Source organism: Dokdonella sp. (genome assembly GCF_051958935.1).
In the GTDB taxonomy this organism is placed as follows: domain Bacteria; phylum Pseudomonadota; class Gammaproteobacteria; order Xanthomonadales; family Rhodanobacteraceae; genus Dokdonella_A.
The window spans coordinates 1-21,544 of sequence record NZ_JBQCFP010000141.1 but is presented as its reverse complement, the minus strand read 5'-3'; the positions used below and the strand labels follow the sequence as shown (position 1 = coordinate 21,544).

The following is a 21,544-nucleotide window of genomic DNA, read 5'->3' as shown; positions in this document are numbered from 1 at the left end:
AATCACGGAAGCGAGTCCGGACATGCGCCGGACTCGCTGAGTTGGAAAAGCGCTGGATAGCGCCTTTTCAACATCCTGCTAGCCGACGCCCGGAATGCCCCGCGCATGCCGGCGTAGCCGTTCGCTAGCGGTTCCGTGATGCTCCGCGAAAACTATTCGTGCGTCGCGCTGTCCGACCCTCCGTCGTCCCGTGCGATCATCGGGACCCCGGATCCACTGCCCATGGACATGCCCGAACCCACCACGGCGGCCGCCGCCTTCGCCACCCTGCGCCGCGAACTCGCCGGCTGCATCATCGGCCAGGAGGCCCTGATCGATCGCCTGCTGATCGCATTGCTCGCCGACGGGCACCTGCTCGTCGAAGGCGCGCCCGGCCTCGCCAAGACCACCGCGATCAAGGAACTCGCCGCGCGCATCGAGGCCGACTTCCACCGCGTGCAGTTCACGCCCGACCTGCTGCCGGCCGACCTCACCGGTACGGAGATCTACCGGCCGCAGACGGCCAGCTTCGAATTCCAGCGCGGACCCATTTTCCACAACCTCATCCTCGCCGACGAGGTCAACCGCGCGCCGGCCAAGGTGCAGTCCGCACTGCTCGAGGCGATGGGCGAGCGACAGGTCACGGTCGGCCGCGACACGTACGCGTTGCCCACGCTGTTCCTCGTCATGGCGACGCAGAACCCGATCGAACAGGAGGGTACGTATCCGCTGCCCGAGGCGCAGCTCGACCGGTTCCTGCTGCATGTGCGCGTCGACTATCCGAAGGCCGCGGCCGAGGCGGCGATCCTGCAACTGGCGCGCGACCGCGCGCGTGAGGCACTCGTCGTGACCGCGCCGCCGTTGCGTCGCCTGACCCAGCAGCAGGTCTTCGCCGCACGCCGCGAGGTGCTTTCGCTCCATCTGGCGCCGCAACTGGAGAACTACCTCGTCCAGCTCGTGCTCGCGACGCGCGAGCCGACGCCGTATGGGGCCGAACTCGCGCGCTACGTCGCCTACGGCGCGAGCCCGCGCGGCACGATCGCGCTCGATCGCTGCGCACGCGCGCATGCGTGGCTCTCGGGTCGCGATTACGTCACGCCCGAGGACGTGCATGCGATCGCCGCCGACGTGCTGCGTCATCGCGTGCTGCTCAGCTACGAGGCGGAAGCGGAAGGCGTCAGCGCCGATCGCGTCGTCTCCATGCTGCTCGAGCGCGTGCCCCTGCCCTGATCCCGCCGCGCGGCGACGTGCCCGCGCCGCCATCGCCCGCCATGCAGCCTGCATTCGCCAACCGTTCCGTCCGCGTCGCCCTCGACGAACTGATCGCGCTCGCCGCGCTCGCCCACGGCGGCAGCCTGATGCGCAGCCGGCGCAGCCCGGCGCTCCGCAGCGGAACCAGCAGTTCGCGCTGGCGCGGTCGCGGCGTCGACTTCCGCGAATCGCGCATCTACCAGCCGGGCGACGAGATCCGCCACATGGACTGGCGCGTGACGGCGCGCAGCGGCAAGCCGCACACCAAATTGTTCGAGGAGGAGCGCGAGCAAGGCCTGTTGCTCGCGATCGACCTCAACCCCGGCATGCGTTTCGGCACGCGCGTACGCTTCAAGAGCGTGCAGGCCGCGCGTGCGGCCGCGCTGCTCGCCTGGATGGCCTCCGCTGCGGGCGACCGCATCGGCGCGCTCGGGTTCGGTGGCGGCATCGACGGCGAGGTGAAGCCCGCGGGCGGTCGACGCGGCGTGCTGCACGTGCTGCGCGCGCTGCGCGATTGGGACGCCGCGGCGACCGCCGACCGCCAAGCCCCGTTGTCGAACGCGCTCGCGCGCGTGCGCCGGCTGCTGCGGCCCGGCATGCGGCTGGTCCTGCTCACCGACGGCTTCAGCGCCGACGCTGAAGCGGAGGCACTGCTGCCGCAACTCGCCGGCCGGCACGAGATCACGGTCGTGCTGCTGCGCGATGCGCTCGAGCTCGCACCGCCGCCGCCCGGGCGTTATGCGATCCATCTCGGCGCCGCCCGGCGCGTGCTCGACTTCAGCGACGCGCGCGTGCGCGGCAGCTGGACCGAACGGTTCTCCGCCTCGCGCGCGCGCCTGCTCGAGCAGGCGCGCCGGCTCGGCTTGCGCGTGCTCGAACTCGACGCCCATGCCGACCTGCGCCGTGCGCTCGCGCCGCTGCTCGCACGCAGCCGCCATTCGCCGGTGGTCGCATGAATCCCGCCGCCGGCCCCGAACTGCGCGACATCCATCTGCCGGCGTCGCCGGCGTGGTGGCCGCCAGCACCCGGATGGTGGCTGCTCGCACTCGCGCTGCTCGTCGTGCTGGTGTTCGCGCTGCGCGCGTGCTGGCGTTTCGAGCGCCGGCGCCGCTGGCGTGCGCGCGTGCGCGCGGAACTCGAGCGCATCGCCACCGCGCATGCACGCGAAGCCGACGCGCAACGCCTGTCGATCGCGCTGTCGAACCTGCTGCGTCGCGCGAGCAGGCTGCTCGCCCCGCACGCGGCGGCGCTGCACGGCGAGGCATGGCTCGATTTCCTCGATGCGCGGTTGCCACCGTCCGAGGCGAAGGCGGCACCGTTCCGCCACGGTCCCGGCCGCGCGTTGCTCGACGCGCCGTATCGCCGTGCGGACGATCCCGCCGCGACGGCGGTCGATGGCGACGCGCTCATCGCCCTCGCGCGTCGATGGCTCGCCCACGCACTGCGCGCGGAGGCTGCGCATGCTTGAACTCGCCTGGCCGTGGTTGCTCGTGCTGCTGCCGCTGCCGCTGATCGCGGCACACCTGCTGCCGCGCGCGCGCGGCCTGTTCGGCAGTGCATTGCACCTGCCGCATCTGGGCGTCGCGCTGCCGCAGCAGGCCGATGCCTCGCCGGTGCCACGCGTGCGGCGCGCGTTTGCGCTGCTCGCGTGGGGCCTGCTCGTGCTCGCCGCGGCGCGTCCGCAATGGCTCGGGCCGCCCGAGGACGTCGCGCGTTCCGGTCGCGACCTGCTGCTCGCGGTCGACACCTCGGGCAGCATGAGCATCGAGGACATGCAGCTCGGCGGGTCCGCGGTACCTCGTTTCGCGGCGATCCAGGCGATCGCCAGCGACTTCGTCGAGCGGCGCCGCGGCGACCGCGTCGGCCTCATCCTGTTCGGCACGCGCGCCTACCTGCTGGTGCCGCTGACCTTCGACCTGTCGACCGTCGGCAAGCAACTGCTCGATTCGACCATCGGCCTCGCCGGCCGTGAAACCGCGATCGGCGATGCGGTCGGCCTCGCGGTCAAGCGCCTGCGCGCGCGGCCGCAGGAGCAGCGCGTGCTCGTGCTGCTCACCGACGGCGTCAACACCGCGGGCGAACTCACGCCGGCGAAGGCGATCGACCTCGCCGAGGCGAACCAGGTGCGCATCTACACGATCGGCATCGGCGCCGAGCAGATGCGCGTCGACAGCCTTTTCGGCAGCCGCATGGTCAATCCGTCGGCCGACCTCGACGAGGCGATGCTGACGAAGATGTCCGAGCGCACCGGCGGGCGTTACTTCCGCGCGCGCAACAGCGAGGAGCTCGCCGACGTCTACCGCACGATCGACAAGCTCGAGCCAGCGGCCGATGCCAAGCAGAGCCTGCGCCCGGTCGACGAGTGGTACTGGATGCCGCTCGCTGCCGCGTTCGCGGCGGCGGCGCTCGCATTCGCCGTCCCGGCATGGCGCCTGCGCGCATTCCGCGGCGGGGTGCCTGCATGAGCACGCTCGCCGAATTCCACTTCCTGCGCCCGGCCGCGTTGCTGCTGTTGCTCGCGTTGCCGCTGTGCTGGTACGCGTGGCGGCACGGCCGTACCGACGCGGGCGCGTGGCGCGGCGCGGTCGATGCGCACCTGTTGCCGCACCTGCTCGAGCGTGTCGACGGGGGCAGCGCGCGCGGCGGTCTCCTGCTCGCGGCGTCGCTGTGGGTGCTGGCGTGCCTCGCGCTCGCCGGTCCCGCCTGGGAGCGCGAGCCGATGCCGCTGTACCGCACCCAGGCCGCGCGCGTGCTCGTGCTCGAACTCGCGCCGAGCATGGGCGCGCAGGACGTCAAGCCGAGCCGGCTCGAACGCGCTCGCTACAAGCTCGACGACATCCTTTCGCGCAGTCGCGACTACCAGACGGCGCTGCTCGCCTACGCAGGCGACGCGTTCGTCGCCGCGCCGCTCACCGACGACGTCGAGACCGTGCGCAACCTCGTCGACGCGCTCGATCCCACCACGATGCCGGTGATCGGCAATGCGACCGGCCGCGCGATCGACGCCGCGGCCGGATTGATCGAGCAGGCGGGGTTGCATCGCGGCGAAATCGTGCTGCTCGCCGACAGCGTGAGCCATGATGCGACCGCAGCGGCTCGCCGCGCGCACACGCACGGATTCGACGTCTCGGTGATCGGCGTCGGCACCGGCGCCGGCGCACCGGTCGCGCTCGCGCAGGGCGATTTCCTGAAGGACGACGACGGCAACGTGGTGATCTCGCGTCTCGACGAAGCGGGCCTGCGTGCGGTCGCCGCTGCAGGCGGCGGGCGCTACGCGACGCTCGCCGCGGACGCCGGCGATCTCGACACGGTGCTCGCGCCGACGGTCGACGTCGATGCGCGCGCCGGCCGCACCGACGGCGAAGCGGCGAGCGCGCGCTGGCGCGATCGTGGCCCGTGGCTGCTGCTCGCATTGCTGCCGCTCGCGCTCGCCTCGTTCCGCCGTGGCTGGCTCATGGTGCTCGCGCTCGCCGCGCTGATGCCGTCGCCGCGCGCGCGGGCCGCTTCGTTGCAGGACCTCTGGCAGCGTGCCGACCAGCAGGCTGCGGCCGCGCTCGCCGCCGGCGACGCCAAGCGCGCGGCCGAACTCGCACCGACACCCGAATGGCGCGGCGGCGCCGCCTACCGCAGCGGCGATTTCGCTGCCGCCGAGAGCGCCTATGCGCAGGCCGCCGGTGCCGACGCGGCCTACAACCGCGGCAACGCGCTGGCCAAACTCGGCCGCTACGAAGAAGCGATTGCCGCATACGACGAAGCGCTGAAGCGCGAACCGGGCATGGCCGATGCAGAAGCGAACCGCAAGGCGGTCGAAGACTTCATGCACCGGCGCAAGCAGGAGGATTCCAGTCAGGGCCAGCAGCAACCACACGACGGCGACGATCCGTCGCAGGACGGCCGCGCGTCGCAGCAGGGTGGTGCGTCGAAGCCCGAAGGCGGCGAACAGAAACAGGATGGGCAGGACGAGCCGGGCAATGACGCGAACAAGCAGGACGGCCGGCAGAACGATCGCGACACCCGGGATGGCGAGCAGGGCGAGCAGCAGGGCGACCAGGCGCAGCCAGGCGAATCGCGCCAGGACGATCAGGGTCAGTCCCCGGATGAGAAGGGCGCGCAGGATTCCGCCCAGCGGGGTGGCCAGCAGCATGATGCGAGCGGCCGCAACGGCGAGGCCGGCGAGCAGAAGCCCGATGCGCAGCAGCAGCAGGCGTTGAAGCAGGCGGTCGATCGCGCGCTCGCCGATCCGGGCAAGGATGCGGCGTCGGGAGATCCCGCGGGCTCCGTGCAGGAAGCGCCCGAAGACGACGCCACGCGCGAGAAGCGCCAGGCACTCGAACACTGGCTCGAGCGCGTGCCCGACGATCCGGGTGGCCTGCTGCGTCGCAAGTTCCAGCTCGAATACCAGCGCCGCCAGCAACGAGGAGGAGACGGCGGATGAACGCACTCGCATTGCGGTGGTGCACGCGCCTCGTGCTCACGCTGATCATGCTGGCGGCAGCCGCGGCGTGGGCCGACGACAAGCCCGCCGTGCGCGCGTGGCTCGATCGCGACAGCATGCACCTTGGCGAAACCGTCACGTTGAACGTCGAGACCGACGCGGTCGGCGCCGCGCAGCCGGATTTTTCCGCGCTTGCGAAGGACTTCAACGTACTCGGCACGCAGTCGGGCCAGCAGGTCAACATCAGCAACGGCGCGCGCAGCGCGAAGACGTTGTGGGCGATCGGCCTCGAACCCAAGCACGATGGCGCGATCACTATCGCGCCGCTGCAGGTCGGCGGCGCGCAGACCGCGCCGATCCGCCTCACCGTGCTGCCGGCGCCGACCGCCGCCCAGCAGGCCGGTGGCGACATCTTCCTCGAGGCCAGCGCCGAGCCGCTCGACCCGTACGTGCAGCAACAGGTGCGCTACACGGTCAAGCTCTATTTCGCGTTCGATCTCACCGACGGCAACCTGGCCGAGCCGAAGGCTGACGGGCTCACCGCGCAGCGCCTCGGCCAGGACAAGTCGTACGTCGCGACGGTCGGCACGCGCCGCTACCATGTGCTCGAGCGGCATTACGCGCTCACGCCCGAGCGTAGCGGTGCGATCGACATTCCCGCGCTCGCGTTTCGCGGCACCGTGCTCGATGCCGCGGACCCCGCGGCGTTCTTCGGCCGCGGCCGCAGCGTGAGTGCGCGCTCGGACGCGGTGCACCTGGACGTGCGCGCGAAGCCGGCGACATGGACCGACGGCGCCTGGTTGCCCGCCGCCTCGCTGCTGCTCAAGGACGAAGGCGAGCCACCGTCGCAAGTGCATGTCGGCGAGCCGATCACGCGCACGATCCGCCTGCAGGCACAGGGGCTCGGCTACGAGCAGTTGCCGGAACTCGAGCTGGCCGCGCCGCAGGGCGCCGAGATCTATCCAGACAAGGCCGACACGCGCACGCGCGACGACGGCGAATGGCTCTACGGCGAGCGCGTGCGCAAGTTCGCCTTCGTGCCGCATCGCGCCGGTACGCTGACCGTGCCCGGCATCAGCGTGCACTGGTGGGACACGGGGCACGATCGCATCGAGACCGCGACGCTGCCGCCACGCACGATCACCGTGCTGCCGGCGGCGCAGGGCGCCGCGGCCGGCGCGTCCGCGACCGCCGTCGCGCCGGTGTCGGCGGCCGCTGCACCGGCCGTTGCACCCGCATCCGAGCCGGACCTGCACGTGCGCCTCTGGAAGATGCTTGCGGCGACGGCATGCGTCCTCTGGCTCGCGACCCTCGCCGCCTGGTGGCTGTCGCGACGTTTCGCGCGGGCACCGGCCGGCGTCACGCGCGACACGGTGGCGCCGGCATCGACGGTGCCACGCGCGGACTTCCTGCGCGCGTGCGCGCTCGGCGATCTCGCCGGCGCGGAACGCGCACTGGTCGCCTGGGCACGCAACGAACGCAGCGACGTCCACAACCTCGGCCAGCTCGCTGTACGACTCGCCGATCCGGCCCAACGTGAACTGCTGGCCGAATTGCAGCGCACACGCTACGCCGGCGGCGAAACCGCGGACGGCATCGCCGCCCGCCTGCAACGCGCGTTCCGCGGCGGCCTGCGTTGGCGCGTCGATGACGTCGGCGTACGCGGCGACGACGCGCTGCCCGCGCTGTATCCCGAGCGCGATTGACAAGGCGATGCGGCGCCGCCTCGCCGCACTCGTGTATGGCGCCGCCGCCAGTATGGCCCGCGCCGCCGGCCTGCCGTGGGAGGTCTGGGAGTCGCCCGATCGGCTCGCCGCGATCGACGCCGGCGACAGCGTGCTCGAGCGATCGAGCCACTGCCTCGACGGCTGCCGCTATGATCGCAGCAACGCGGGCGGCGAAGGCGCGGGCGCGAACCCGTATCCGCTGCGCTGGCTCCATCGCGACGGCGACGAGGTCGTCGTGCTCGACGAACGCGGCCCGGGCGCGTTGACGCGATTCTGGCTGACGAGTGGGTTCGGGACGTCCGGCTGCATCGACCCGGCGATCCGCGTGCGCATGTACCTCGATGGCGCGGCCACCGCGGCGCTCGACCTGCCGCTCGCTGCGCTGTTCGACGGATCGACCGCGCCATTCACGCCGCCGCTCGCGCTCGATCGCGTCGCGTCGAGTGGCGGCTACGTCAGTCATGTACCGGTCGCTTACGCGCACTCGTTGCGCGTCACGCTCGCGGGCGCGCAAGCAAATGGCGTCAATCCATGCACGGGCAATGCCCAGCGCCTGCTCTGGTTCCAGTTGCAGCATCATCGCCTCGTTCCCGGCACGCCGGTGACGAGCTTCGTCGCCGGCCATGACGAACCGGCATGGCGCGCGTTCCTCGCACACGCCGGCGACGATCCATGGAACGCGATGCTCGAGCCGCAGGCCGCGACCACCGTGCTCGCACCCGGCGGCAGTGCGACGCTCGCGGCGCGCAATGGACCCGGCTGGTTGCGCGGCCTGCGCCTGCGCCTGCCACGCGCAGCGTACGCGCGCGTCGGCATGCGCGTGACCATCGATGGCGCCATCGCGGTCGATGCGCCGCTCGAGGACTTCTTTGCCTCGCCTGCGGACGCACAGGTCCCGGCGCGCGGCGTGTTCGTCGGCGAGGACGCAGGCGGCTGGCTCTACGCGTGGTTCCCGATGCCGTTCGTCGATGCACTCGCGATCGAACTCGTCGCCGACGCCGGGTTGCCGGAGGCGCTGTCGATCGACAGTGCGCTGGCGTTCGACGCGACGCCCGTACCCGCGCAGGCGGGGCGTTTCGATGCGCATCTCCTCGATGCCTGCAGCGCAGCGGCCACGCTCGTGCTCGATCGCGCGACCGGTGCCGGCAAGATCGTCGGTGTCGCGGCACGCTATCGCGCGGACGGCGCGCCGACGCGCGGCTATCTCGAAGGTGACGAGCGCGCCCAGGTCGACGGCGCGGCGGATCCCGCGTGGTATGGCACCGGCATCGAGGACTTCTTCGGCGGCGGCTTCTATTTCGACCGTGGCGCATTCGCCGGAGCACTCGCGGGCGCGACGCGGGTCGATGCCGACGGCAGCGGCAGCACGGCGGCCTATCGCCTCATGCCGACCGCGCCGCTCACCTACACGAGCTCCGTGAAGCTCGAGCAGGAAGTCGGCTACGCGCCTTCGGCCGCGGTACCGACCTGCGTGCGCAGCATGGTGTACGCGTACCGCCGGGACACGCCCGCCCTGGTCGACTACGACGCATTCGAAATCGGCGATGCGCCCGCCGCGGCCGCGCACGCGTACGAAGCTCCGGCGACAGCGAGCTGCGCCCCGCTCGCGGCGCGCTTCGAGGACGAGCCGCCGACCGTCCGCAGCGCGCTCGCCTGCCGCTCGACCGGCGGTTCGAGCCGTTTCCGCTTCCATGTCGCCGATGCACGACGACCGCTGCGGCTGCGACGCACGTTCGACGCCGGCACCGGCACGCCGGGCGAACAGGCCGGCTCCGCGGCCGCGGCGATCTTCGTCAACGGCGTCGCCGCGGGCGGGTTCGGGCCGGCACCGGCCGATCCCTCGCGGCGCTGGCACCAGCAGGAGGCACTGCTCGACGTGCCTCCCGGTACCGTCGACTTCGATGTCGTGATCGTGCCCGAGTTGCGGTCCTACGCGCCCGTATTCGCCGAATCGCGCTGGGAGCTGCGCGGCGGCTGGAAGGACGCGATTTTCGCCGACGGCTTGGATGCGTCGGCGTTCGCCCCGGCACCTTGACATCCGGACGCCCCGCGAGCGCGGCACTTCGATGCACGCGCGAGCCGGCGTGATATCCGCGCATCCGTTCTTGCGCCTTCACCGATGGGGCCGATGACAGGGGCGGCATGGGGCCGTTCATCACGTCCGCATCAGGAGGTTCGATGGATATCCAATCATTTGCGAGGCGCAGCCGCGTGCCGGCGACCGCTTGGGCTGTCGCGCTCGCCGCATCCACCGCGTTTGCCGCACCCGCAGGCGGTGGCTTCACGTTGCAGGGCGCAGTGATCGCGAGCGGCGGCGTCAGCCGCGCCTCGAGCGCGTGCTTCGATGTGTCCGCCACGATCGGCGAGCCCACGGCGGGCGTCGCGACCGGCAACGGCGTCGCGCTCGTCTCGGGCTTCTGGGCCGCACCGGTCGAACGCCCCGACCAGCTGTTCCGCTCGTCGTTCGAGAGGTGCACCCCGTGAGCCCGATCATTGCCCGCCGCCTCGCGGCGATCCTTGCAGGACTCATCGGAACGGGCGCGCAGGCGCAAGTCGCGCAACTGCCGGATTTCACGTACCAGGGGCGGCTCGCCCAGGACGGCCAGCCGGCCAACGGTTCGTACGATCTCTCGTTCACGCTCTACGATGCGGCGAGCGGCGGCAATGCGCTCGGCGCCCCGCAGCTCGAATCGCAGTTCCCGGTCGTCGACGGCGTGTTCACCGTCTCGCTCGCATTCCCGGGTGTGTTCAGCGGCAACCAGACCTGGCTCGAGGTCAGCGTCAACGGACAGGCACTGCTGCCGCGCCAAGCCGTGACCACGACGCCGGTCGCGCAATATGCACTCAGCGGCAATCCGGGACCCGCCGGTGCGACCGGGCCACAGGGTGAGCCGGGACCCGCAGGCGCACAAGGCGAGCCGGGCCCGGCAGGTCCCGCGGGGCCGGCCGGAGCGATGGGCCCGACGGGCCCGGAAGGCCCGAGCGGCCCGCAGGGCGTGCCTGGAGCGACCGGTGCGCAGGGTCCGCAAGGCATGCAGGGCCCACAAGGCATCGCGGGCGCTGCCGGAGCCGATGGTTTCAACACCCTGCTTGCAACCTCGGCGGAGCCGTCGGGTGCCAATTGCGCCGCAGGCGGCACGCTCGTGCGCGTCGGCCTCGATACGAACCGCAACGGCGTCCTCGACGCCGGCGAAGTCAACGCCGCGCAGAACCGCTATATCTGCAACGGTGCCGCGGCGCCGACCATCCCGCCCAACGGCAATTTCACCGCGTTGCAATACATCGGCGGCTACATCCTCACCTGTGACCCGGGCCATCTCTCGGGCAACAACCAGTGCTTCGACGCGCGCCTGAACGGCGTGCCGATCAACTCGGATCTCTCCAGCCGCGCCAGGCTGTGCAGCATGATCGGCCAGTCGGGCTTCGGTTTCGTCGGCGTGAGCGCGACGTCCAACCAGTACTACCAGTGGAACAGCGGCGCCGGGCGCTGGGACCTCATCCTCAACGCGACGCCGATCCAGCCGATCCAGGCGATCGACTGCGCCTAGCGTCCGCCTCGCGCACCGCGCGCGGCCGCATCGCCCGGCGTGCCCCCGTACGCCGGGCGACTGCGTTGCGCGGGCAGGTTGCACGATGCCGATCCGCTGCCTACATTGCCCGTTCGACGCGGGCCGAGGGGGCGCGGTGGAACCGGACATCACGCAGCTGCTGCACGCCTGGCATCGCGGCGATCGCGATGCACTCGCGGTCGCAATGCCGCGTATCTACGAAGCGTTGCGGCGCAGTGCCGTGCAGCGCCTGCGCGGTGAACGCGAACAGACGCTCAACCCGACCGCCCTCGTGCACGAAGCGTTGCTGCGCATGCTCGGCAACGACACCGACTTCGTCAGCCGTGCGCACTTCCTCGGTATCGCGGCGCTGCACATGCGCTCGATCCTCATCGACCACGCGCGTGCGCGGCAGGCGGCCAAGCGCGGGGGCGGCGCACTGCACGTGACGCTCGGCGCGACGGCCGAAGGCGCGAGCGAGGCAGGCGGCGTGCTCGACCTGCTCGCGCTGGACCAGGCGCTCACGCGGCTCGCCGACCATGACGCCCGCGCCGCGCGCGTGATGGAGATGAGCTGCTTCGCCGGCATGGAACAGGACGAGATCGCCGCCGCCGTCGGCGTGTCGGTGCCGACCGTCGCACGCGACATGCGCTTCGCGCGCGCCTGGCTCAATCGGGAGCTCGCGGCGTGACGCCGGCGGCGCACACGGATTTCGCCGAAGTGCGTCGCCTGTTCGACCTCGCCTGCGACCTTCCGCCCGGCGAGCGCCAGCGCGTTTACGAACACGAGCGTGCCGCCGCAGCGACGATCCGCGAGGTCGAATCGCTGATCGACAGCGAAGGCGGCGATACCCAGCTGCGCGCACCGGTGATGCGCGTGCTCGGGGCGCTGCCGGAAACCGAACTCGCCGAAGGCGACCGGCTCGGCGCATGGCGCCTGCTGCGCCGCCTCGGCAGCGGCGGCATGGGTGCGGTCCACCTCGCCGAGCGCGCCGACGGCCATTTCGAGCAACAGGCGGCGATCAAACTGATCCGCGGCATGCCCGGCAGCGACGCGCTCGTCCATTTCGCGCGCGAGCGGCAGTTCCTTGCGACCTTGCAGCACCCGCATATCGCGCGCCTGCTCGACGGCGGTGCGACGCCCGGCGGCCAGCCGTACCTCGTCATGGAGCACGTCGAGGGCGAGCCGATCGACGTCTACTGCACGGCGCATCGGCTCGACCTGCGGGCGCGCCTCGCGCTGTTCCGCGCGGTCTGCGAGGCCGTGCAGTTCGCCCACCAGCGCCTCATCGTGCATTGCGACCTCAAGCCGTCGAATGTGCTCGTGCGTGTCGACGGCACGCCGGTACTGCTCGACTTCGGCATCGCGCGCGCGCTCGATCGCCCGCGGGCGGCCGAGGCGGACGGCTATTTCACGCCCGGCTACGCGAGCCCGGAGCAACTCGCCGGCGAGACGCTCACCACCGCGAGCGACGTCTACGCCCTCGGACTCGTGCTGTTCGAACTCGTGACCGGGCGCAAGGCGCGCGTCGATGTCGCGGACCGCACGGTCGCGAACCTGGCCGAGGCGAGCGTTCGCCCGAGCGAGCTCGCCGGCGACGTCCCCTGGCGCGGCCGCCTGGCCGGCGATCTCGACGCGATCGTCTTGCGCGCGACCGCGGCGCAGGCCGTGTCGCGCTACGCATCGGCACAGGAACTCGGCGACGACGTGCAGCGCTTCCTCGAGCATCGCCCGGTGCACGCGCGCGCGCCGACGTTGCACTACCGCGCCGCGCGCCTGCTGCGCCGGCATTGGCCGGTCGCACTCGCCGCGGCGTGCGCGCTGCTCGTGCTCGCCGCGTTCACCTGGCGCCTCGCGCTCGAGAATGCGCGTGCGCGCGCCGCCGAACAGGAGGCGAAGCGCCAGGCGGCCACCGCCGAGCGCGTCAGCGATTTCCTCGTCTCGGTGTTCGACACGTCCAATCCGCGCGTCAATGCGGAGCATCGCGACATCACCGCGCGTGAAGTGCTCGACGAGGGTGCAGCGCGCATCGAGCGCGAACTCGACGACGCGCCGCAGGTCAAGGCGCACCTGCTCGACACGCTCGCGACGGCGTACCGGCATCTGGGCCAGCCCACGCCGAGCATCGCCCTGTTCCGCGCCGCGGCCGACCTCTACCTCGATCCCCGTGTCGGCGAGCCGCTCAAGGCCGCCGAAGCACTGAGCCAGCTCGCGGTCGTCTACGCGAACAGTGCGTATCCCGCGCCGGAGGTCGAGGCGGCCGCCCGGCGCGCGCTCGCGCTGCGCACCGAACATGCGCCCGACGATGTGCGCGCGCTCGCCGATTCCTGGAACACGCTCGGCCTCGCCTTCGAAGCGCAGGATCGCTACGAGGAAGCCGATTCGGCGCTGCGCAAGGGGCTGGAGCTGCGGCGCACGCTGCCGGTCGACGTGCCGGGCGACGGCGTCGCATCGTCACTGCACAACCTCGGCCTGCTCGCCGCGAAGCGCGGCGATTACGCGCATGCGCTCGACTACTACCGCGAGGCGCTCGCGATCAAGCGCACGCAGTTCGGCGAACGCCATCCGGACTACCAGATCTCGCTGCAGGGCTACGCACGCGCACTGTCCGATTCCGGGCAACCCGCAACGGCGGTCGCGCTGTTCGAGCGCAACATGCAGCTGTGCGACGAACTGTACGGCGAGCGCAGCGCGAAATCGGCCGATGCGCGCAACGTGCTCGGCTACACCTTGCAGGACCTCGGCCGCTTCGAGGAGGCGATCGCGCGCTACCGCGAAGCCCTGCGCATCCACGCCGAGGTCTCCGGCAAGGACAGCGCGGCCTACGCGGTGCCGCTGAACAACCTCGCGACTGCGTACGAGGACCAGGGCGACTACGCAGCGGCGATACCGCTGTACGAGGAATCGCTCCAAACCCGCCGGCGCACCCTGCCCGACGGGGACCGCCTCGTGCTGCGCGCCGAACACAACCTCGCGCGCGTGCTCGTACGCGCGGGAAAGCTGCGCGCGGCGCAGCCGGTGGTGGAGCGCGCGCTCGAAGGCACGCGCGCGCATTTCGGCGAGGACGACGTGAACACTGCAAAATGCGAACTCGTGCTCGGCGAATGGCAGCTCGCATCCGGCCGGACCGCGGACGCGGCGAAGACCGTGCAGGCGCTGCTGCATTCGCGCGCGACGCTCACGCCGCTCGTCCAGGCGCGGCGTGAAGCGCTCGAGGCCGGCGTCGCACTGGCGGCCGGCGATCAGGATTCGGTGCTGACGCACCGTCGCAGTGCGTTCGATCTCGTGCGCGCGAAATACGGCGACGCGCATCCGTACGTCGCGGAGTTCGCGCTCGCCTATGCCGCGACGCTGGCGGACGCCGGTCGCGAAACCGAGGCGCGCGCGCTGGCGCAGTCGCTGCGCGCGATGATCGAGTCGACGTTCGCCGACACCGCGCCCCTGCGTCACGAACTCGCGCGCTGGCGCTGATCGCGCGTCGCACCGCGCGCGTGATATGCGCGCACGCCTTCCTGCGCTTGATGGATCGAGCGGCGGCCCCCCGGCGGAGGCCCACCGCGGACCGATCGCCGCCGGCTACAGGAGAGAAATGATGGCTTCCTTTCATGGACGCACGGCGAGACCGTGCCCCCGCTTCACGCGCGCGCGGCCGGCGATGCCATGGCTGCTGAGCTGCGTCATTGCGCTCGGGGCGCTGGCGCACGGCGGTGCCGCCGTCGCGCAAACCGCGCAGCTGCCCGATTTCACGTATCAGGGGCGGCTCGCGCAGAACGGCCAGCCCGCCAATGGCGCGTACGATTTCGTCTTCACGCTGTACGACGCCGATACCGCCGGCAATGTCGTCGGCACGCCGCAGTCGGAGACGCAGTTCCCGGTCGTCGACGGCCTGTTCACGGTGTCGCTCGCATTCCCGGGCGTGTTCAGCGGCAACCAGTTGTGGCTCGACGTGAACGTGAACGGCCAGTCGCTGTCGCCGCGGCAAGCGATCGCGACGACGCCGGTCGCGCAATACGCGCTGAGCGGCAATCCCGGTCCGGCGGGGCCGCAAGGCGATCCCGGGCCGCAGGGCGCGACCGGGCCGCAAGGCGATCCCGGACCGCAGGGTGCAACGGGGCCGCAAGGTGCAACCGGACCGCAGGGCGCCACGGGACCGCAAGGTGCCAGCGGCCCGCCGGGTCCGTCGCTGCCGCCCTACCAGTTTTCGGTTGATACGACCGCCGACGCGAACGCCTCATACGTAGGCGGCCTCGCATGTCCGAACGGTGGACTCGTCATCGGCGGCGGCATCGGCCAGCCGACTGTCAACGATCTCTCGCTCGTCCTGCGCGAAAGCAATCCGGGTTCGGCGAATGCATGGCGCTGGATCTACTCCAACACGAGCGCCGCCGCCATCACGGTGCGCCTGACCCTCGTCTGCGTGCCGGCATCGGCACCGAGCGCGGCCCCGGGCCCCGCGGCACCCGAGCCGACGATCACGCGTCTTGCGGAGCCCTGAGCCGTGCGGCCGGCGGAGCGTGCTTGATGCGGCGAATGCGGCCATGGATGGCCACTCCGGACAGCGCAAGCCGTTGCCCGCACGCATCAGTGCGTATTCTCCGCATCACGGACGAACGCACGAATCAAACAAAAAAACCGGCCCGCTTTAGCGGGCCGGTCGGCTGTGACGGCGTCCGTGCCGTTGTACTCCCGTCGGAGAGCTGGATCAGAAGCGGTACTCGGCGCTGACCGAGACGATGTCCGGGTCGAACTTGAGGCCGTTCTTCTCGGCCTTGTAGTAGTCGTAGTTGAGGCCGACGCTGAAGTTGTTGCTGAAGTCGTAACCGAAGCCGGCGCCCGCGTACCACTTGTTGCTGTGGTCGTCGACCGCGACCGGCGTCGCAAGCGGACCGTAGGTGCCCTGGAGGTCGGCGCGGAAGAAGCCGGCGCGGCCGCTCAGGTACCAGTTGTCGTTGATGTTGAAGTGACCGTTGACGCCGAGGTTCCAGCCCTTGATTTCGGCATCGCCGAAGCCCGTCGGGTTGCCCTTCGGCGAGAAGCTGCCGAGGTCGGTATAGCCGCCTTCGACGCCGAACAGGAAGTTCGGCGCGAGCGCCCAGCGATAGCCGATGTTCGCGCCGAACGCGGTGTCGTCGTCGTCGTACACGCCCTTGTCGAGGTTGGACTGGCCGACGTTGCCGTTGATGAACCAGCCATTGGTATCGGCGGCGTGGGCCGGGAGGGCGGCCAAACCGGCCGTCGCGAGGGCAAGGGCGAGCAGGGTGTTCTTCATGATGTGGCTCCAACTTGTTGGGGGTGGGCTGTCCGCGGGGCGCGGCGGCCCGGTTCATTCGATGCTTCCCGTCGCTTCGGGGTTCATCCCGTCGGCGGCGTGCGTATAGATGGGATTCAGCCCGTCGATTTCAATACTGGGCGGTTTAGAATTCATTCATGACGCCCCAACCCTTTGATCCGACGCGAAAAACGGTTATCGGCGCGAGCCGAGCGAGCGGTTCAGCAAATCGGCCAGGCGCGCCGCGGCGTAGCGTAGACGCCGCTCGGCGAGCGGTCTTGCGCGTGCGAGATAGGCCGCATCGACGCGATGACGCGGCGGGTAGAGGCCCGCATCGCGGGTCATGCGGCACGATTCCTCGGCCCACTCGCGGGCGCTGCCCGTTGCGCCAGGGAGCGGCGCGCGGCCTAGGTCCGCGAGGCGTTTCCGCCAGCCACCGTGGTGCTCACCCAGCACGGGTGTATCCCATAGCGCATGCAGGTTCGTGCCCCGATCCGCGCCGTCGATGCGGACCTGATGGCGGTTGCCACCCGCGTCGCGCCGGTAACCCGCATGCAAAGGCTGGTGCACGTCGGCGACGAGGTGCACGAGCATGCGCAGCGCCTCGGCGCGCTCGTCGATGTCGCGTTTGCGATCGCCGAGCACGTCGGCATAGCGCTCGATCGCCGCGACGGCGCAGCGCCCGCCGGGGCAGTCGCGATGGGCGTCGTAGTGGCAGGACCCGTCGGCGAAGTTCACGAAGTGAAGTTTCGACGTCGCGTGCCAGAGCGCGCTTCGGCGGCGATCGTCGCGCAGGTCGTCGGCCCAGGTCGCGACGTCGGCGAGTGCCTGCGCGTGCGACCGCGCGAGCAGCGGCCGCAACGCCACACGCGTCGTTGCGGAGAGTTCGCGCTCGGCGAGCGCGGCGACGACGCGATGGCCGGTCGGGCCCCAGGCAAACGCGTGCAGCGGTGCGAGCGCGAGCAGCAGCGTGAGCGCTATGCCGCACGCGTCAGCCCGCATCGAGGAACACGGGCAGCCTGAAATGGCGACGACCGAGCGTATCCGCCGGCGGCAGCCGCCCGCCGCGGATGTTGAACTGGATCGCCGGCCACAGCAGTCTCGGCGCGGCGAGCGTCGCGTCGCGTCGTTCGCGCACGAGGACGTAGTCGTCTTCGCGGGTGTCGCCCCGCAGCTGGATGTTGGCTGCCTTCTCCTCGCCGATGCTCGTCTGCGCGGTCGGCGACGCGCCCTCCGCCGGATAGTCGTGGCACAGGAACACGCGCGTCGCGTCGGGCAATTCATACAGGCGCCGGATCGAGCGATACAGCGTCGAGGCGCTGCCATCGGGAAAATCGCAGCGGGCCGTCCCTGCAGCGGGCGCGAAAATCGTGTCGCCGACGAAAAGGGCATCGCCGACGAGGTAGGCGACGCTGTCGGGCGTATGACCGGGCGTGGCGATGACGCGGATCCCGAGCGTGCCGAGCGGGATCACGTCGCCATCGCGCAGCAGTCGATCGAACGCGCGGCCGTCCGCGGCAAAATGGTCGCCGAGCGCAAGCAGGCGCTTGAACGTGCGCTGCACTTCGATGATGCCTGCGCCGATCGCGAGCGGCACGCCGAGGCTGTCGCGCAGCCACGCGCCCGCGGACAGGTGGTCGGCGTGCGCGTGCGTCTCGAGGATCGCCACGACGAGGAGACCGAGTTCGCCGATGCGCGCGAGCAGTTCGTTCGCCGGCTGCGTGCCGACGCGCCCGGACGCGACGTCGAAATCGAGCACCGGATCGATGATCGCCGCGCGCCCGCTCGCCGGATCGGCGACGACATGCGTCCAGGTGCCGCTGGTCGCGTGATGGAAGCTGTGGATGACGGGAGGGTTCGACATGGGTGCAGGCCCGGTGACCGGGTGCAGCGTAGCGCACGGCACGTTACGGATACGCCGACGGTGGCGTAAATGGGTGTAAGAACGCTTCGCACCAGCGGGGACATCCGTTCGCGTGTCGCGCGAGCGTGGGTGTATCCGCCGGCCGCGAACGCCGCGCGGCCGTCGGGCCATGTCGAACTGCGTGTCGATCGGTGCCGACGGGCACCGGCGCTCGGCGACGGTCGCTCGCGCCGAACCGCCGGAAGCGGCCGCGGTGTTCGGAGACGCCTCGATCGCGGCGATGATGGATTCAATCCGGCCAAGGCGACTGGCCGCGCGGTCGCCGGCGACGTCCAGGTACCGATCGACGACCGCCTGACGAGGACGGCTGAGCCCGTCCTGCCGGCCGGGTTCGCCCAATGGCTCCCTCGGAAGCGGCTCTGTGCCTGCCGGCACGGGGCCGGTAAAATGCGCGTTCCGCATTCGTCCCCGAGGAATCGATCCATGGCAGTCAAGGTCGCGATCAATGGCTATGGCCGCATCGGCCGCAACGTGCTGCGTGCGCTGTATGAGTCCAAGCGCACGAACGAAATCCGGATCGTCGCGGTCAACGACCTCGGCAATGCAGAGACGAACGCGCACCTGACCCAGTACGACACCGCGCACGGCAAGTTCCCGGGCGAAGTCGGCGTCGAAGGCGGCGACCTCGTCGTCAATGGCGACCGCATCAAGGTCTGCGCCGAGCGCGATCCGTCCAAGCTGCCGTGGAAGGACCTCGGCGTCGACATCGTGCTCGAGTGCACGGGCCTGTTCACGAGCAAGGCGAAGGCGAGCGCGCACCTCGCCGCCGGCGCGAAGAAGGTGATCATCTCGGCGCCGGGCGACAAGGACGTCGACGGCACCTTCGTCTACGGTGTCAACCACGACGGCCTCAAGGGCAGCTACGAGGTCATCTCGAACGCCTCGTGCACGACCAACTGCCTCGCGCCGCTCGCCAAGGTGCTGCACGAGAAGATCGGCATCGTGCATGGCCTCATGACGACGATCCACGCCTACACCAATGACCAGGTGCTCACCGACGTCTATCATTCGGACCTGCGCCGCGCGCGCTCCGCGACGCATTCGCAGATCCCGACCAAGACCGGCGCCGCCGCCGCGGTCGGCCTCGTGCTGCCCGAACTCAACGGCAAGCTGACGGGCTTCTCGATGCGCGTGCCGACGATCAACGTGTCGGTGGTTGACCTCTCCTTCGTCGCCGCGCGTGCGACCACGAAGGAAGAGATCGATGCCGCCCTCACCGAAGCCGCCAACGGCGCGCTCAAGGGCGTGCTCGCGGTCAATGCGAAGCCGCTCGTGTCGATCGACTTCAACCACAACCCGCACAGCTCGGTCTACGACAGCACGCTGACCCAGGTCATGGGCGGCACGCTCGTGAAAGTGCTCGCGTGGTACGACAACGAGTGGGGCTTCTCCAACCGCATGCTCGACATGACGCTCGCGTTCGCGAACGCGTAGGGCGGTACGCGCCCGGCGCGTGCCGCCGCAGCGCGGGACATTGCGGCGCGGCTCACGCTTCGCGCTCGCCCCCCCCCGCGATCCACGAAGCCCCGGCTTGCCGGGGCTTTGGTTTTTTCCGCGCCTTCGACCGACGGGACGGTGCGCCGCGCCGGCTACAATCGCCCGCATGCTGCACACGTTCGCGGTCTCCAACTACCGCTCGCTGCGTGACCTCACGCTCGCGCTGACGCCGCTCACCGTCGTCACCGGCGCAAACGGCTGCGGCAAGTCGAATCTCTATCGCGCACTGCGCCTGCTCGCGCAGGCCGCCGACGGCCGCCTCGCCGAAGCGCTCGCGCTCGAAGGCGGGATCCCGTCGGTGCAGTGGGCCGGGCCGCGCGATATCCGCCAGCAGGCGAAGCGCGGCGGGCCGATCCAGGGCACGGCGAAGAAGGCGCCCCTGCGCGTGACGTTCGGTTTCGCCGCGGAGGACGTCGCGTACGAAGTTGCGCTCGGACTTCCGACACCGTCGGCGTCGCGCTTCGCGTTCGATCCCGAGATCAAGCACGAAATCGTCTGGCAGCAACCGCCGCGACGCCCGTCCAACACCTGGCTAGAACGCGAGGGCTTCGACGTGCGCGCACGCGGCGCCGACGGCAAGTGGGTGCGACTCGCGTTCGCGCCGGCGCGCAACCAGTCGCTGCTCGCCGAACTCGGTGAGCCCGAGCGTTTCCCGGAGCTGTTCGCGCTGCGCGAGCGGCTGCGCGCGTGGCGCTTCTACGACGGCTTCCGCACCGACGCCGAGAGCCCGCTGCGCCAGCCGCGCGTGAGCGTGCAGACCGGTGCACTCGCGCACGACGGCCGCGATCTCGCCGCGGCGCTGCAGACGATCCTCGAGATCGGCGACGGACCCGCGCTGCAGGCGGCGATCGAGGACGCGTTCCCCGGTTCAACGCTCGTGGTCCTCGATGGCGGCGACGCGCGCCTGCAGGTCGGCCTGCGCACCGAAGGCCTGCTGCGTCCGCTCTCGGCGGCGGAACTGTCCGACGGCACCTTGCGGTACCTGTGCCTGCTCGCCGCGCTCATGAGCCCGCGGCCACCCGAACTGCTCGTGCTCAACGAGCCCGAGCAGAGCCTGCATCCGGACCTGCTGCGGCCACTCGCGCGCCAGGTCGTCGCCGCGGCGAAGCGCAGCCAGGTGTGGTTGATCAGCCACGCTCGCGCGCTCGTCGACGCGATCGAGGACGCCAGCGGCACGCCGTCGGTCGAACTCGTGCGCGCCTACGGCGAAACGCGCGTCGCCGGCCAGGGCCTGCTCGACGGCCCCGCATGGCCATAGGATAGGCCCCGAGCAACCAGACCTGCCGATCCACGTAGGGCGGTACGCGCGCACGCGCGTGCCGCCGCGCACCGATTCAGGCGAGCACGCGTCGCCACTCGCGCCGCAACAACCCGTACATCGCCGTGTCCTGCACGCCGCCGCCGACGCGCCAGCGTTCGCGCAGGGTGCCTTCGCGGATGAAGCCCGCGCGTTCGACCACGCGACATGAGGCGACGTTGTCGGGATCGATGTCGGCCTCGATGCGCTCGAGCCCGAGATCGTCGAACGCGTGGCCGAGCGCGAGGCGCACCATCTCGCCGGCGAGCCCGCGTCCCCAATACGCCGGCAGCAGCGCATAGCCGATCACGCCGCGCTTGTGTTCGCGGTCGACGCCGAACAGCGAACAGGTGCCGACGAGCGCATCGTCGCCGGGCAAGGTCGCGACCCACGGATAGAACTCGCGCACACGGCGGTCGCGCTGCATGCGTTCGATGTGCTCGATCGCCTCCGCGCGCCCGGTCCACGCGGGGAAACTCCAGTAGCGCATCACCCGTGCATCGGAATGCAAGGCGAACAGGCCGTCGGTATCGCGCGGCGCGAGCGCGCGCAGGCGCACGCGTGCGCCCAGGAGTTCGGGAATCGGCGCCTCTGTCGCGTCCATGCGGCCGCCTCAG

Annotated in this window: 18 protein-coding genes; 14 read left to right on the top strand and 4 right to left on the bottom strand. The window is 70.8% G+C overall.

Features of this window, described 5'->3' with window-relative positions; all coding sequences use genetic code 11:
• Positions 1 to 198 precede the first annotated feature (198 nt).
• From ACTHK2_RS14025 to ACTHK2_RS13970, 12 genes are all read left to right on the top strand, one after another.
• A complete protein-coding gene (locus ACTHK2_RS14025; protein WP_440246347.1) occupies positions 199 to 1,209 on the top strand; it encodes an AAA family ATPase in 1,011 nt (336 codons plus the stop codon).
• A gap of 41 nt (positions 1,210 to 1,250) precedes the next feature.
• Complete coding sequence (locus tag ACTHK2_RS14020) at positions 1,251 to 2,186, top strand: DUF58 domain-containing protein (protein WP_440246339.1); 936 nt, start codon at positions 1,251 to 1,253, stop codon at positions 2,184 to 2,186.
• The gene (locus tag ACTHK2_RS14015; RefSeq protein ID WP_440246338.1) at positions 2,183 to 2,698 is read left to right on the top strand and encodes a DUF4381 domain-containing protein; all 516 of its coding nucleotides are present in this window, start codon (positions 2,183 to 2,185) and stop codon (positions 2,696 to 2,698) included. The genes ACTHK2_RS14020 and ACTHK2_RS14015 overlap by 4 nt, the downstream gene beginning before the upstream one ends.
• The gene (locus ACTHK2_RS14010) at positions 2,691 to 3,695 is read left to right on the top strand and encodes a vWA domain-containing protein (RefSeq protein ID WP_440246337.1); all 1,005 of its coding nucleotides are present in this window, start codon (positions 2,691 to 2,693) and stop codon (positions 3,693 to 3,695) included. Before ACTHK2_RS14015 ends, ACTHK2_RS14010 begins: the two co-directional genes overlap by 8 nt.
• Positions 3,692 to 5,665 (top strand): VWA domain-containing protein, encoded by a 1,974-nt coding sequence (locus ACTHK2_RS14005; RefSeq protein WP_440246336.1) that lies wholly within the window; start codon positions 3,692 to 3,694, stop codon positions 5,663 to 5,665. The genes ACTHK2_RS14010 and ACTHK2_RS14005 overlap by 4 nt, the downstream gene beginning before the upstream one ends.
• Positions 5,662 to 7,371, top strand: coding sequence for a BatD family protein (locus ACTHK2_RS14000; protein WP_440246335.1), 1,710 nt, complete (start codon positions 5,662 to 5,664; stop codon positions 7,369 to 7,371). Before ACTHK2_RS14005 ends, ACTHK2_RS14000 begins: the two co-directional genes overlap by 4 nt.
• A 7-nt stretch (positions 7,372 to 7,378) precedes the next feature.
• Positions 7,379 to 9,427, top strand: coding sequence for a DUF2961 domain-containing protein (locus ACTHK2_RS13995; RefSeq protein ID WP_440246334.1), 2,049 nt, complete (start codon positions 7,379 to 7,381; stop codon positions 9,425 to 9,427).
• 176 nt (positions 9,428 to 9,603) lie between these two features.
• Positions 9,604 to 9,876: a hypothetical protein gene (locus ACTHK2_RS13990; protein ID WP_440246333.1), complete on the top strand. Its 273-nt coding sequence runs from the start codon at positions 9,604 to 9,606 to the stop codon at positions 9,874 to 9,876.
• Entirely contained in the window at positions 9,873 to 10,940 is a 1,068-nt protein-coding gene (locus tag ACTHK2_RS13985; RefSeq protein ID WP_440246332.1) for a DUF7151 family protein, read from the top strand. Before ACTHK2_RS13990 ends, ACTHK2_RS13985 begins: the two co-directional genes overlap by 4 nt.
• 136 nt (positions 10,941 to 11,076) lie before the next feature.
• A complete protein-coding gene (locus tag ACTHK2_RS13980) occupies positions 11,077 to 11,631 on the top strand; it encodes an ECF-type sigma factor (protein WP_440246331.1) in 555 nt (184 codons plus the stop codon).
• Positions 11,628 to 14,411, top strand: a complete 2,784-nt coding sequence (locus ACTHK2_RS13975; protein ID WP_440246330.1) for a tetratricopeptide repeat protein — start codon at positions 11,628 to 11,630, stop codon at positions 14,409 to 14,411. Before ACTHK2_RS13980 ends, ACTHK2_RS13975 begins: the two co-directional genes overlap by 4 nt.
• Positions 14,412 to 14,595: 184 nt before the next feature.
• The gene (locus ACTHK2_RS13970) at positions 14,596 to 15,435 is read left to right on the top strand and encodes a collagen-like triple helix repeat-containing protein (protein WP_440246329.1); all 840 of its coding nucleotides are present in this window, start codon (positions 14,596 to 14,598) and stop codon (positions 15,433 to 15,435) included.
• A 207-nt stretch (positions 15,436 to 15,642) separates the two neighbouring features.
• Here the strand turns inward: ACTHK2_RS13970 and ACTHK2_RS13965 are convergent, their stop codons facing one another.
• From ACTHK2_RS13965 to ACTHK2_RS13955, 3 genes are all read right to left on the bottom strand, one after another.
• Positions 15,643 to 16,209 carry an outer membrane protein gene (locus ACTHK2_RS13965; RefSeq protein ID WP_440246328.1) on the bottom strand — a complete coding sequence of 189 codons (567 nt, stop codon included), beginning with the start codon at positions 16,207 to 16,209 and terminating at the stop codon, positions 15,643 to 15,645.
• Positions 16,210 to 16,404: 195 nt separating this feature from the next.
• Positions 16,405 to 17,211, bottom strand: a complete 807-nt coding sequence (locus ACTHK2_RS13960) for a S1/P1 nuclease (RefSeq protein WP_440246327.1) — start codon at positions 17,209 to 17,211, stop codon at positions 16,405 to 16,407.
• Positions 17,201 to 18,073 (bottom strand): MBL fold metallo-hydrolase, encoded by an 873-nt coding sequence (locus ACTHK2_RS13955; protein WP_440246326.1) that lies wholly within the window; start codon positions 18,071 to 18,073, stop codon positions 17,201 to 17,203. The genes ACTHK2_RS13960 and ACTHK2_RS13955 overlap by 11 nt, the downstream gene beginning before the upstream one ends.
• A gap of 483 nt (positions 18,074 to 18,556) precedes the next feature.
• Here ACTHK2_RS13955 and gap point away from each other — a divergent pair, with 483 nt between their 5' ends.
• On the top strand, positions 18,557 to 19,567 hold the full coding sequence (gap, locus tag ACTHK2_RS13950) for a type I glyceraldehyde-3-phosphate dehydrogenase (RefSeq protein WP_440246325.1): 1,011 nt from the start codon (positions 18,557 to 18,559) through the stop codon (positions 19,565 to 19,567).
• A 169-nt stretch (positions 19,568 to 19,736) separates the two neighbouring features.
• Positions 19,737 to 20,888, top strand: coding sequence for an AAA family ATPase (locus tag ACTHK2_RS13945; RefSeq protein ID WP_440246324.1), 1,152 nt, complete (start codon positions 19,737 to 19,739; stop codon positions 20,886 to 20,888).
• Positions 20,889 to 20,964: 76 nt separating this feature from the next.
• Here ACTHK2_RS13945 and ACTHK2_RS13940 read toward each other — a convergent pair whose 3' ends face one another.
• Entirely contained in the window at positions 20,965 to 21,531 is a 567-nt protein-coding gene (locus ACTHK2_RS13940; RefSeq protein WP_440246323.1) for a GNAT family N-acetyltransferase, read from the bottom strand.
• Between the last annotated feature and the right edge of the window lie 13 nt (positions 21,532 to 21,544).